Genomic DNA, 13,394 nt, shown 5'->3' with positions numbered 1-13,394 from the left:
CGATCCCAGCAGCCCCAACCCCACAAAACCGCGCAGGACCAAGTTAAAGACCCTGTCGGCTAGTTCCATCTCCTCCGGAGTGACTCATGCTCGTGCCACCCTGCCACGCTCCGGCGGTTAAGCCACAGTGCTGCCGTGGGTCAAAGCCCGTCTACGGAACGGAGGCCCATGCTGCAGACGATGTTGGGTTCGGCTTGGGTGCCTTGGGGGACGGGAGGCACGCTGAGCCGGTCGTCGTTGTGGAGGTCAACGATGAGCGCGGCGAGGTCGTCGTCGCTGCGTTCTCGCAATGCCCGAGCGAGCCGCTGGATAGCTGAGTCGTACAAGGGACGTGCGTTGATCGCGTCCAGCGCCGCTTCGAGGTCGGCTTTGGTGACCCACAGGGTGTCGGTGAACTTGTCGAGCTGGCCGTCGAAGCGGTTCCACACCTTGCCGCGCACGCCTTGCAGGGCGCCGCTGGTGCGGCCTGTCGGTGTGCGCAGCGCGCCGCTCAGCGCTGCTGCGACGAGGTCATGGTGACCGTCGAGACGAGGCGCCGACGGTGTGGACGGTTCGGATTCAGCAAGACGAAGCGCTTCTTGGGGGGTGACACGCCGGCCGCCTCCGCTGGGCTCGATGAAAGCGAACGCGTCTGCGCCGGCGTGGGTCTGCGTGTGAATCACCACACCGGGCGTCGCGCCGGGCGGGCCATGGGCGAGTTGTTTGGTCGCGTACACGACATTGGGCAGCGCCGCGACTTTCTCCGCCAGGTCGGGGTCGGCGTCGGCTGCGTGACGCCAGATCTCATATGCCATCGACACAGGGTCCACTTCGTCCACGCCGGCACCCAGCCTGAACCCCGACGACTCGTCGAACACTCCTGAGATCACCTGCCGCTCGGAGTGGTGACCGAAGAAAGCCTCATCGGAGCCGAGCAGGCGCGCGTTCTCTCCCAGCCGGCGTAGCACGCGCCCGCGCAGTTCGATCTCCTTCTCCACCGAGGCGTCAGGCATCAGCGACACCACCACCACTTCAGCCGAGCGCTGTCCGATGCGATCGACTCGTCCGGCGCGCTGCACCAGCTTGACGATCGCCCACGGCAGGTCGTAGTTGACGACGATGTGCGCGTCCTGGAGGTTCTGGCCCTCCGACAGCACATCGGTCGACACCAGCACTCGCAACTCGTCCCGCACCGGGTGCCCGTCTCCGCCGAGACCGTTGGACACCGGCGAGAACCGCTGCGCCACTGCCGTGGGGTCCTCGGTGTCGCCTGTGACGAGCCCTGCGTCGCTGACGCCACGCCGTACTAGCTCTGCCCACACATAGCGGGCGGTATCCGCAGCCTCGGTGAAGATCAGCACCTTGGCGTGGGGATGCTGGACCGTGAGCACGTCCATCAGTGCTGCGATCTTGCCGTCGCGGTCCGCGTCCCAGTCTCCGAAGCGCCCCAGCAGGTCGCTGATGATGTCCGCATCGTCGCGCAGCTCGTCGGCGAGATCGGCGCTGAACATGTGCGGCGGCGCCCAACGGATCGCCTTGGGGCTCTTGGCGCGCAGCTTGTCGTATGCGCTCGCTGCAGTGTCCTCGTCTGTGCCGAACAGCACAGCACCGTCGCTGTCATCGTCTTCGCCGCTGTCTTCGAGTTCTTGGTCGGTCTCGGCCGCCCACAATGCGTTGTCAACGGAACCGATCGGCATGTCCAAGCCGTTCGCCAGCGCATAGGCCGCCACCAGGTTCCGAAGTCGATGACGCCGAAGGGTCGCCACAAACGCTGGCCCCGACGACGACAGCCGCTTGAACATCGTGATCCTGGTGAAGCCCGCCAGGTTGCCTTGCACTGAGTTCTCGAGGTCCTCCATCAACTGCCGCTCATCCCCATCGCCGGGCACGAAGTCCTCGTCGATGAAGTAGCCAAGCTGGTAGCGAGGCAGCCGCAGGTCGCGGATCGCGTCGAGGGTGCGATCCGAGATCATCTCGTGTGCCGGGTCGTCCTCGGCGAGGTCCCAGTCGACCGGCTGGGGTGTCCGTTCGGGGAAATGGAACCGTTTGCCCGTGCCGAACTCCAGATAGCGCCGACCTTGCTCATCGGTGAGTGCGTAGTTGTCTTCCACGAAGCGACGCGTGCGACGCACCATGTACTGGGACATGAGTGCTTGCCAGTCCTCCAGATGTTCCGACCGTCGGAACGCCGCCAGAGAGGAGGTCTGACCGTCGCACAAATACGAGAAGTCGCCCTCGCCGATCTCAGCAATCGCCCGCTCGGGCCGGACGCCCAGATCGGCGTCGGGACGGATGAACAGCGACAGCTGCGACGCGAGATCACCGAGTTGCTTGTTGTAGGGGGTCGCGGTCAGCAGCAGCGTCCGCGAGTCGTTGTCGGTGATGTAGTCCTTGATGACTTGATGGTCCCGGCGCTTGTCGCTTCTGAGATTGTGTGCCTCGTCGATGATGACCAGCCGGTAGCGCCGGGCATCAGGCAGGTTCTTGTGAACCATCGACAGCGACTCCACCTTGCCGCGCACCTCATAGCGGTGCAGGTACGACTCCCACATCTCGGTCAGATTCTTCGGGCAGACCACCAGCGTCTCGAAGCCCTGCTCTTCTTGGAGCAGCCGGGCGATCGCGGTGCCGACAAGCGTCTTGCCCAGCCCGACCACATCGCCGATCATGGCCCCGCCCTTTTGCATCACGATCCGGGCGGCGATCTTCACCGCCGCTGCTTGGAAGTCCAGAAGCTCGTTCTGCATCGATGCCGGCAGGCCGTACTCGACCAGGCCCTCGCGTGCCTCCTGCGAAAGATGGAAGGCCATCTTCAGATACACCAGGTACGGATCGAGCGGCTCCTCCGAAGCCCACGACTCCTTGAGAACCTCCGCCAGCTGCGGTGTGGCGTCAGCGCTGAGCGGATCGTTCCAGCGATCCTCGAACCAACCAGCGAGCTTCTCGGTGGCATCGCCGTCCACCACATCGACGTTCAGCTCGCCCTGCTCTCGCAGCCCTGAGCTCGTCAAGTTCGACGATCCGACGTACGCCACGCGAGGCGCCGCAGAGTCGTCGCGATGGCAGAGATACAGCTTGGCGTGCAGCCGATGAGCCATGTGTACCCGGACCTCGACGGTCCCCGACTCGATCTGGCGCAGCAGAGCCCGCAGCGCTGCCTCGTCGCCATACGTCGGCAAACCGACCTGCAACTGCTCCCGATACTCCCCGACCGTCTCGTTCTTCAAGCGAGCGGCACCAGCATTGTCCATCGGTGCGGCCCGCCCAAGACGTGCCAAACGAGCCATTTCATCGGCCGGGGCCTCGTGCATGCCAACAAGAATCCGCGCCTTCGGCCCACCGGCCCGCGCCGGCAGTGCATCCACCGCCTCGGCCAATAACCCCCAGCCGCGCAAGTTGAAATAGCCGATCGCTGCATCCAACCGGTAGGACGACGACAGCGAGTCAAGCAGTTCCCGCTCAGCATCAAGAACGATGTTGTCGATGATCTTCGGCACGTCGTTATTCCCTATTGCCGAACACCATGCGGTCGCGCAGATTCCCCGCCGCGTCGAATGCGTCCTCGATACCCCACGCCTGCGCCAGCAGCCAGTCGGCACGGTCGGTCATGTGGCGCAATCTGGACATGTTGTAACGACCAACCAAGACCCGCTTATTGCCGCTGCCGCGCAGGTGAAACTCCAAGTGATCGGCCGCACCCTCCAACAGCTTCTTGGACAGCTTCACTAAACTCTCGAATTTCATGTCACCCGCGGCAGGGTTGCCCATATGGACCGCATCAGAGCTCAGCCGTTTGATGTCACCTGGGAACGCTGCAAGCGTGCCGCGGGTGACATGAAATTCGTCGCCGTACAGAAGCCACCATAGATAGCCCCAGCGCCCGCTGAACACGGCCACGGCGATGTTCCGGCAGAATTCGTCATCAAAATAGAACCAGCCGCTTCTGTTAGATGCGGTTTCGGCAGGCACTCGCGAAATTGGATCAACCGTCGGCGGCTCGATGTCAAATACGGCAAGCCAGTTAGTAGCCGTCGTCTTGAATCCAAGGGCGTAGTTCGAATCGCTGGTTGTACTGCTGACGACGGGCTCGTTTGCGGACAACATCGAGGCGAATGCTCGATCCAAAACGACGCTGCATGAGAATGGCCAAACCTTCACACCGCACCCGGAGTCCAACCTGTCGATCAGCCGGGTGTACTTCAAGTTGTCCATCAAGTGCGTCCGCGCGACTACCAACCAGCGATGGCATTGCGTGGTGAATACTTCGCGTGATCCCGTGCGGCTCCCAATTGCTATGGAGTTGCGAACCTTTGCCGATCCAGAAAACAGACTGTCAGACGCGCGGCTGTATGAAGACACCCACAGGCAGCCGAATGCTGACGCCATGCATGCACGAAGAGACACAAAATGACGACTGAAGCAGAGGGAGTGCATCACGATCATGGCGAAGCGGCCACCGTCGTTGAGCAAGTTCGACGCCCGTTCCATGCAGACTGCATATAGATCCGGGCAGGATTGTGTCTCGTAGCCCAACCAGCGATAGCTCGTGACCTTCGAGGTCTTGATGTAGGGCGGGTTGCCGATGATGACGTCGAACCCGCCTTGTCGCCACACGCTCGGGAACTCCACGAACCAGTGGAACGGTTGGTGCGAACTCGCCCAATCGTCGAGGTCGCCATCCTCGTCTCGCATCTCGTGCAGCAGCGAGTCGGCCATGCTGCGCGCGGCTTGAAGCTTGGCGTGGAGTCTCTGTTTCGCGTCCGAGTGGTCAAGCTGGCCGGTGTCATCCGTTTCCGCAGCGATGTAGGCGTCGAAGGCATCGGCGATGTGCTGCGCCGTCTCCTCGACTTGTTGCAGCTGGCTCACATGGTCGAGTCTCTGACTGAACAGGCGTTGCTTTGCGTCCTCGGTGTCGGCGATGCCCACGAGCAGATTGCCGCACTTGATGTTGAAGTCCAGGTCGGGCAGCGGTTCCAAGTGCTTCACGTCGTCGATCTGGGCAGCGAGCTTCAAGAACAGCCGGAGCTTGGCGATCTCCGGCGCGTCGCGCATCAGGTCGACGCCGAACAGGTTGTGCAGGCAGATCGTCTTCAGCAGCCAGTACCGGCTGCTGGGGTGCGCGCGTGCCTCGGCGAGGAATGGAGGCACAGGTGAGCCGCGGGCCTCGAGTTCGGCGGCGCGTGCCAGCACTTCGCCGTACAGCGGTTCGAGCACATCGAGCACCGCGAACAGGAAGGCCCCAGAACCCACCGTCGGATCGCAGACAGTCAGCGAGCGCAGCACCTCGAACGCGGCGTCGCACTCGGCAGCGTTCGACAGCTGGCTCAGGTAGTCGCGCAGCAGCTCCGGGAGATCGAGATTCTCGGTGATCGCGTCATCGACGGTCCATGTCCGCTGCGGGTCGGACAGCAGTCCGGTTTGGCGTCGGTAGCGCTCCCGCCTATGCACTACGTCGCACCAGCGTTCGCCGGGCAGCGCAAGGTGCTCGCCTGGGGGCGGCAACGCCATGTAATCGGCTGGGTCGCCGCTGTGCCACTGCCACGGCCATGCATCCCCGACAGGCGGCAGGTCGCCGTCGCCGCGTCCGTCCGTCCGTCTCGAGGTTGGGAGTTCTACGCCGTGAGCGTTGCCGTCATGGAGGTAGGCGTCACCCGAGCCGGCCAGCAGCAGCGTCGGGTCATCCAGCCCGGCGGCGACGAGACGATCGGCGACCGCGGGCAGGATCGTCGATGATGCCATGTAGCCGGTCACGTCCGGCTTGGTGTAGTAGGCGCCTTTCTCCTTCTGGCCTGCATCTGTGAAGTTGATGTACTGCTCGAAGATGAACCCGAGGATGTCCGGGTTGATCTCGTCCGTCGCGCCGGTGGGGGTCTCGTCCAGGTGCCAGCGCCATGCGTCGAAGAAGTCGAACAAGGACTCGAATGCGTCGTCATTGATCTCGATGTCGTAGGCCACCTCCAGCTCGTGAGGCTCAAAGATCCCGCCGTTGACATACGGCACATCGCCGATGATGCGCTCGATCTCGGGGTCAACGCCTGCGCGATGACCCGGGGGACTTCCGAGACCTGCGTGGAAGAGCGGCACAAGGAATCGCTTGTAGAACGCGTAGAACCGGTCGGCGCCGTAGCGCTGCCGCACCATCGTCTGGCGGCTGCGGAGATAGTTCCGATCGCCTTCAAGGAACCCCTTGCGCTGGATGAAATAGATGAACATGATCCGGTTCAGCAACACCGACGCGTACCATCTGCGGTCCTCATCCGCAGCAATCCCCTCCACTGTCGCAGCGAAGTTCTTGTGGTGCTTCTGGAACTCCCGGTAGAACGACTTGGTGATCTGGTCGGCGTTGAACGTGCGTCGAATCCGGGCGAGCACCGACGTCGCGGTGAGCCCGTCCTCTTCATCAAGGGTGAAACTTGCTTGAACGAGCCGCTGCAGCAACGCCTCGGTTGGCGCCACCGAGGGGTACCCATGATCCACGAGGCGGTGCCCGACTCCGCTGGACCGCTGCTCCGGCCACAGCCACAGGTGCTGGGCTGGCGATACGAATACGACGAGCTGGTCACGGCTGAAGCGCTTGAGCCGCCGCACGACGCGATGCTGCTCCGAACGCTGCGGCACACCAGCGGGACACGCCACTAGCCACGCTGTCACGCCCCGCTTGTCGGCAACCGCCGTCGGCTCGAGGTCGCTCTCATCCACCTGCACGGTCCCGATGGCCCCAGGATCGTCCCAGCCCATCCTGCGAAACAGCGACCCGAAGTCACCCTGCTGCAGCAGCTCCCGCAGCTCCTGCTCGATCACCGCCTGCCCCGCTTGACCAAGCAGTGCTGTCGGCGTTCCTCAAATGGCGAGCACAGCACCGATTCGGCTGACGGATCGAACTCGACCTCTGTGGCCACCTCTGCCAGATCGCTGGGCATTCCGGTCAACTGCAGCTCGGCGCCGAAGCCGGCTGCAGTGTGAAATTGCCGTTATCCCATAAGTTCTGACCTTGTATGACTACATGCAATTGTCGGGATATTGCATATCGTCAGTGGCATTCGCGAAGATCGAGCGCTTGCGGGATCGTTCCATGACAAGACCCCGTGGGCGAGCGTCCGATTCGGAGCTTGCGTGTGTGGACCGGTCAGTGCCGCCAGTCGAAGCCACTCGGATCAACAAAGCCAACGGCTCTTGCGAAGAATCGGAAGCGCTCCGTCTATCGACATTCGAGGATCCGACGGGGCAGGCTGCTCCCCGGCGCGGCAGTTGCTGGCAAGAAGTCGTCCGCGGCAGTGTGGTTGTGACCAGCGAGCAATTGATTCGAAACTCGTCCGATAGACGCCCCGGATACAAGGCAACCTCCGATGTTGTTCTCCTCACAGAATCCGATGCGGAGAATCTGAGTGGACTGTTTTGCCACGAGATCACGCACAACACGATCCGTAGCTACAGAAGTCAATGGCGCAGCTTCGTCACCTGGGCCACTGCTCGGAGAGTCCCAGCAATTCCTGCCAAGCCCGAGCATGTTGCTGCGTACTTGGCCGAACGCTTTGAGCAGCGCGGGCACAAGCCGGCCACGCTGCGCGTGGCCGCTGCTGCGATCGCTTACGTCCACAACAACTGCGGCCTCGCGAACCCGTGCAGTCATCCGGACGTCAAGAGAACCCTCAGGGGAGCGACTCGAGTAGCCGGCAAGGCTCAGAAGCAGGCGAAGGGCCTCACGGCGGATGCACTCGATGCAATCGCAGCCACCGCCTGCCGGCCGCGTCTCGGAAAGAACGGCAGACGAGAGAGCGCACAGGCTGCCGCGAGGAGAGGAAGTGTCGACATCGCTCTCGTGAGGCTCATGCGCGACGCGATGCTCAGGGTCTCTGAGTGCGCCGCGCTGACCTGGAGCGACATCGAGACGGTGCCTGATGGCAGCGGGCGACTGCTAATTCGACGCTCGAAGACCGACCCCGACGGCGAAGGTGCTGTGGTGTTCGTGTCGACGCAGACCATGGCGGCCCTTGCGTCGATTCGTAACGGCGCCCCAGCGGGACTCCGGGTGTTCGAACTCAGCCCGAATCAGATCTCGCTTCGGATCAAGAAGGCAGCCTTGGGGGCCGGCCTGGGCGACGGTTTCAGCGGACACTCGCCACGTGTCGGCATGGCTCAGGACCTTGCACGAATAGGCGTCGAACTGCCCAGTCTGATGACCGCGGGACGATGGCGTTCCCCGACGATGCCCGCGCACTACACCCGCAATGAGACCGCCGACCGAGGCGCTGTCGCGCAGTTCTATGACTACCCGCGGGACCCCCGCTAACCGCCTCAGGCAACCTGATCCACGCAGAACGGCTCCGCGCGCAGCACCTACTGCTCGTCAACCGGACGCAGCGAACCGTGACTAGGTCTTCCGCTCGTCGGGATTGGGACTCTGGCTCGGAAGGCTCGCGCTAGCGTTGCTTCGTTGCGGAATCGGCCTACCAAGGGGACTCAAGGTCATGGATAACGGCAATTATCCTCGCCGCGATTTTGCCCGTGTACAGGCACGAGAACAAGTCCTCATTGAGTGTTTCTCTCGATGATTTAGCCCGTATTCGACGCAATTGCTTGCTAGCTCCCATCACCACGAATTCCCAATCGGACCATGCGCATCCGGCCTCACTGGACTGAGATTTCGTGCCCAAAGACGGCGGCGTCTAACCTCAACGCCGGTGACGGTGATCCGATTGTCGGTCAAGCTGGAACGAAGTCAGGGACCCCAGTCACACGGGAGAACACCTGCAACATGACCCGCCGCCCATGACTGAGCTCTTGCTCGATCCTGCACGGGCGCTGGTGCTCTCGCTGAAGCCGAGGTTCGCCCAGGCGATCTTGGCCGGCACCAAGACGGTCGAAGTGCGACGAGTCATGCCGCGCATCACCATCTCGACGCTCGCGCTGCTGTACGCATCGGGCAGTGCGCGAGCGCTGGTCGGCACATGTGTGGTCCGAAGTGTTGCCCGGTACTCAACCGACGAGCTGTGGCATTTGCACGGCGTCGACACCGCCCTGTCCAAGACTGAATTCGACGCTTACCTCGAAGGCCGAGATTGCGGCGTGGCGCTGTTGCTGGAGTGCCCCGAGCCGCTGCCGCCCCGATACCCCTGCACACGCTTCGGCAGGCTCACGACTTTCGCCCGCCCCAGAGCCTCGCCTATGTGTGCCACGCCCAGCGCAAGCGTCTGCTGGCAGCGTAGAGATCGGCGAGGGGCCAGATTGGCGTCAGCCAGCGAGAGTCGCTTGAGGGGTTGAGATCTCGACTTCGACCGTTTCGAACCGAGTCGAGAGCGTCGACGTGGCGTCGCCGTAGTCAGCCATCGACTCCGCGTCCGAATCGGCGAGGGCCTGGCCGTGGTACGCGATGGCATCGTCGATGGACATCGCAGGCACCGGCACAGGGTCGCCGCTCTCGACCAGGCCATCGATGTGGAAGGCGAGCGCCTCGCGGATGTTCGCGAGCATCTCATCGGGGGTCTCGGCGGTGCTGATGCATCCCGGAACGTCTGGCGCGTAGGCACCGCAGTTGTTGGAGATCTGCTCAATGACCACTGCGTAGGTCAGCTTCATCACGAACTCCGGCGGAGGCCTGCTTGTCTCAAGATGTTGAGCCACGTACCCCTCGGCACCGCATCCTCCAAACTACCCGGGATCGTGACCATGCCCGGCTGGTCAGGATGGCGAAATTGTCGGTGGCTGCAAGTGGGTCGCTCACGATGTCCAGCGGCGTGGAGCGTGGTCACGGCTGCATTTCCCGATGGGCGCACATGACGCGCGAGACGGGAGGCCGGTCCGCCTGAAGTCGGCTCAGGGCCGAGTGCTCAGGTTCCCCTGCGCAAGCGGTGGGTTCCGCGCCGCCCGTTGCCCGTCACCATAGCCATGAGGGTGTGACAGGCGGTCGAAGTGCGACGGGTCATGCCGCGCATCGCCATCCCGGCACTGGCGCTGCGGTCGGTTGGCCCGCGAAGGGCGACTTTGCAAGCTTTATAGGGAATTTGTTCTGACACCAAAAGCGCTATAAACCCAATAAAGCGGACACGTCGAAGAGTCGGCCCGCATCCACCGGCCGTCGTCGCAGCTGCATGTCATCGGTGAGACCGAGGCGATGAGCGTCCCGGGGAGTGCGCGGTCAGTGCGTCCAGGTGTCAATGAGGTCGTAGGCGGCGTACCAGTCGCGGTTGCGGCCTACGCCGGGTGTGGGGGCCTCGACGGCGGTGAGGATGCCGCGGTCGGCGAGGGACCGCAGCGCGGTTCTCGCGGCGGGTCTGCTGATGTGCAGCAGGGCAGCGGTGTCGGGAGCGCTCTGGAGGGGGTGAGCGACCAGCAGCGGCACCGGCGCCAGTGCTGCGCTGTCGGCGCGCAGTCCGCTCAGCCTGTCCTGCCACGAGTCGATGATGTGGCGTGTGCGGTCAGCGAGCTGATCGGTGATTGCTGCGGCATGTTGCGCGACGCCAGCGAACCAGGCGATCCACGGGCCGGTCCTGCCTAGCTCGAACAGATGCAGTCCCGACAGGTAGCCGCCGGCGTCTCGTGCGATCGCGACGCTGATCGGCACCGTCGAATGGCGGGTCAGGCCCGCTCGTCGCAGGGCTCTGGTGATGAGTATCCGGCCGAGTCGGCCGTTGCCGTCGCCGTAGGGATGGATCGCCTCGAACTGGGCGTGCAGGATCGCCGCGTGGGAGATCGGGTCCACGTCGGTCCGGTCGTTCGCGAAGCCGATGAGATCGTCGATCAGGCCGGGGATCTCGCTCGGCGGCGGGGGGATGTACGTCGCCGTGAGCGGTGAGCTGCCGCCGACCCAGCCGACTCTGGGACGGAACGCCCCGATCAGCTCGGGGTCCAGGTTGCTGTTGCGCATGAGGCGGGCGTGCCAGCCGTGCAGCACCTCCACGCTGAGCGGCTCATGCGCACTGGCGAGGGCAGCGTCGATGACAGCGAGGTTGTCGGCCACCCATCCGGCCGACGCGCGCGACTTCCTTGCGCATCTCGCCGCTACGCGGTCTCGAACTGGAGCGCGTTGAGGTTGAGATGAGGCGATCTGGCCGACACATTCAGCATCTCGATGCCGACGACCTGTTCGGCAGCGTTGAAATCCAACACCACGCCGGGCACGACCTCGAGCGAGTCGACAATCGCAGAGTCGTCGAGATGGAAGTACAGCGCGTCGTCCTCCTTGTCGATTCGCAGCTTCATGCCTCACCTCGCATTCCGCGGTCAAAGAACACCGTAACCACTCGCCACGGATCCGACGACGTGTTCACCGCCGCAAGCAGCACTCGGCCATCACGCTCGTCAATTGGCCCATAGAAGCGCTCCACCGTGCTGTCACCCGGGTCCCGCATGCGATGTGACGGCGACGCCACGACCCGCTTCGCCCACGACCAAGGAATCTCTCGCCGTTCCATCTGCCGTCGAGCGTGCTGCGTGTACGTCAGTTGCATCTCAGCCTCTTCATGGCAGCTCGGCTCTCAGGCGACGACGTCGAACTGGCGTTCAAGCCGTGACCTCGGAGGGAACGGTCAATTCTGACAGTCCCCTTGCTCGGTCGTGCACGGGCGCTAGGAGGGTGGTCGGAAAGTCCGGGGGTGGGTCCTCGTGTTGGGGGGCGTGATCGCGGATGATGGTGGGGTGCGCGGTTCGGCTGATGGTCAGGGTTCGATTTTCGATGTCGGGGTGTTGGTGGGCGGCCTGCTCGACACCGAGGGGTTCTTGGTGACGTTGGGGCAGGCTCGGGGCGAGCTGTTCTGTGATGCCGATTTTGATGCGTTGTATGCGTCTGGCCGGGGTCGGCCGTCGCATCCGCCGTCGGTGGCGGCGGCGTTGTTGTTGTTGCAGTTGTTCTATGGCGTGTCGGACCGTGAGGCGCAGCGGCGTTCGCGGTTCGACATGTCGTGGAAAGCGGCTTTGGGTTTGCCGCTGGAGCATCGGGGGATTGCTCATGTGGTGCTGGTGGAGTTCCGGGCGCGTCTGGTTCGCGCCGGGATGGAGTCCTTTTTGGGGGATCGTGTCAAGATCGCTGCCAAGCGCGCCGGGGTGATCGGCCATCGCCGCACGATGGACTCGACCGGTGTGGCGGACTGCGTGCTGACCCAGGACACGATCACGCTCATCAGGTCCGGGGTCCGCAGGTGCGTCGGGGTGCTGGGCGGGATCGACGCCGATGCCGGGGCGGAGCTGGCGGGGCTGTTGTCGCGTGACGACTACGACCGGGGGGCCAAGCCGCAGATCATGTGGGCAGACCCCCAAGCACGGGCGGCTCTGGTCGCGGAGCTGTTCGGCGACGCCGAGACCGTCATCGGGTTCTGCGCCCGTTTCGGGGACCCGGGCCTGGCTGGGGCGGTCGAGCTGTTGAGGGTCGTGGCGGGCCAGGACATCGAGATCGCCGCCGACGACGACGGAGCCCAGACCCCGCGGATAGCTCAACGGGTGGCCCCGGACCGGGTCATCTCCACGGTCGATCCCGACGCTCGGCACGGGCACCGTTCGCGCACCGACCGCTACGACGGCTACAAGCTGCACGTGTCCGCGGATGTGGACTCGGACCTGGTCTGCTCAGCGGCCGCGACGCTCGCGACCACCCACGACGCCGCTGTGATCGAAGACCTCATCGACGCCGACCCGGTCCCGGTCGCCGAGATCATCGCCGACACCCACTACGGATCGGGGCCCACCCGCCAAGCGATGGCCGACCGAGGCATCCACCTCGTCGCCCCCGCCCAGCCGATCCCGACCCGCGGCGACAAGCTCACCAAAGCCGACTTCGACATCGACCTCGAAGCAGCGACGGTCACCTGCCCGCAAGGGAACACCGCACCCATCCCGCCGCCGCGCGGCGCCAAACGGCGCCAGGCGCGGTTCGCAGCAACCGATTGTGCAGCATGCGAGCTCAAGCCCCGATGCACCACACGCGACGGCGGCCGAATCGTCGAGATCAACCCCCACGAAGAACTCCTCGCCCCCGCAAGAGCGCAACGATGGACACCGGAGTTCCTCAGCCGATACCGACTGCGAACCCAAGCCGAACGCAAAATCGCTCAGATCAAGTCCCGCACCAAAAACGTCCCCTGGCGCGGCCTCGACAAGGCCAACCTGTGGCTCGACCTGCGAATCGCCGCCCTCAACCTCGACCGCGCCGGCCGCCTCGGCATCATCAGGTAAAACACCCGCCCCGACCGGCGACCCCGGCCCCCACTGGCCGACCGACGATGCGCCTGGGCATCATCAAGCAGAACACCCGCGCCCAACCCACCCCGAACCACCGACCAGACAACCGCGCACGCTCAACAAACAACACACACCACACCCCAATTGCCGACCACCCTCCTAGGGGTTTCCCTGAAGCCGAGGTTCGCCGAGACGATCCTGACCGGCACCAAGGAGCACGGCTAACGCAAGCGTCTGCCGACGGC

General features: G+C 64.1%; 10 protein-coding genes. 3 read left to right on the top strand and 7 right to left on the bottom strand.

All coding sequences use genetic code 11. From position 1 onward, the window contains the following. Positions 1–140 precede the first annotated feature (140 nt). A complete protein-coding gene (locus ACPXYO_RS04330; protein WP_423916941.1) occupies positions 141–3,476 on the bottom strand; it encodes a helicase-related protein in 3,336 nt (1,111 codons plus the stop codon). 4 nt (positions 3,477–3,480) lie between these two features. Beyond that, positions 3,481–6,780, bottom strand: a complete 3,300-nt coding sequence (locus ACPXYO_RS04325; protein ID WP_423916939.1) for an Eco57I restriction-modification methylase domain-containing protein — start codon at positions 6,778–6,780, stop codon at positions 3,481–3,483. A 481-nt stretch (positions 6,781–7,261) separates the two neighbouring features. Here ACPXYO_RS04325 and ACPXYO_RS04320 point away from each other — a divergent pair, with 481 nt between their 5' ends. Further along, positions 7,262–8,269: a tyrosine-type recombinase/integrase gene (locus ACPXYO_RS04320; RefSeq protein ID WP_423916833.1), complete on the top strand. Its 1,008-nt coding sequence runs from the start codon at positions 7,262–7,264 to the stop codon at positions 8,267–8,269. Between the two features lie 479 nt (positions 8,270–8,748). After that, positions 8,749–9,240, top strand: coding sequence for an ASCH domain-containing protein (locus ACPXYO_RS04315; RefSeq protein ID WP_423916938.1), 492 nt, complete (start codon positions 8,749–8,751; stop codon positions 9,238–9,240). On the opposite strand, the gene ACPXYO_RS04310 is transcribed toward ACPXYO_RS04315, so the two are convergent. From ACPXYO_RS04310 to ACPXYO_RS04290, 5 genes are all read right to left on the bottom strand, one after another. Further along, entirely contained in the window at positions 9,211–9,555 is a 345-nt protein-coding gene (locus tag ACPXYO_RS04310; protein WP_423916936.1) for a type II toxin-antitoxin system HicB family antitoxin, read from the bottom strand. The genes ACPXYO_RS04315 and ACPXYO_RS04310 overlap by 30 nt on opposite strands. Further along, the gene (locus ACPXYO_RS04305; protein WP_423916828.1) at positions 9,555–9,728 is read right to left on the bottom strand and encodes a type II toxin-antitoxin system HicA family toxin; all 174 of its coding nucleotides are present in this window, start codon (positions 9,726–9,728) and stop codon (positions 9,555–9,557) included. Before ACPXYO_RS04305 ends, ACPXYO_RS04310 begins: the two co-directional genes overlap by 1 nt. Before the next feature lie 386 nt (positions 9,729–10,114). Further along, positions 10,115–10,936, bottom strand: a complete 822-nt coding sequence (locus ACPXYO_RS04300; RefSeq protein ID WP_423916934.1) for a Fic family protein — start codon at positions 10,934–10,936, stop codon at positions 10,115–10,117. 41 nt (positions 10,937–10,977) lie between these two features. Further along, positions 10,978–11,178: a DUF2283 domain-containing protein gene (locus ACPXYO_RS04295; protein WP_423916932.1), complete on the bottom strand. Its 201-nt coding sequence runs from the start codon at positions 11,176–11,178 to the stop codon at positions 10,978–10,980. Further along, positions 11,175–11,426, bottom strand: a complete 252-nt coding sequence (locus tag ACPXYO_RS04290) for a DUF4258 domain-containing protein (RefSeq protein ID WP_423916930.1) — start codon at positions 11,424–11,426, stop codon at positions 11,175–11,177. The genes ACPXYO_RS04295 and ACPXYO_RS04290 overlap by 4 nt, the downstream gene beginning before the upstream one ends. A 166-nt stretch (positions 11,427–11,592) precedes the next feature. Here ACPXYO_RS04290 and ACPXYO_RS04285 point away from each other — a divergent pair, with 166 nt between their 5' ends. After that, positions 11,593–13,143, top strand: coding sequence for a transposase (locus ACPXYO_RS04285; protein ID WP_423916928.1), 1,551 nt, complete (start codon positions 11,593–11,595; stop codon positions 13,141–13,143). Positions 13,144–13,394: the final 251 nt, after the last annotated feature.

Source organism: Candidatus Poriferisodalis sp., assembly GCF_965237655.1.
Taxonomy (GTDB): Bacteria; Actinomycetota; Acidimicrobiia; order Acidimicrobiales; family Poriferisodalaceae; genus Poriferisodalis.
This window is presented reverse-complemented; position numbering and strand designations above follow the sequence as displayed.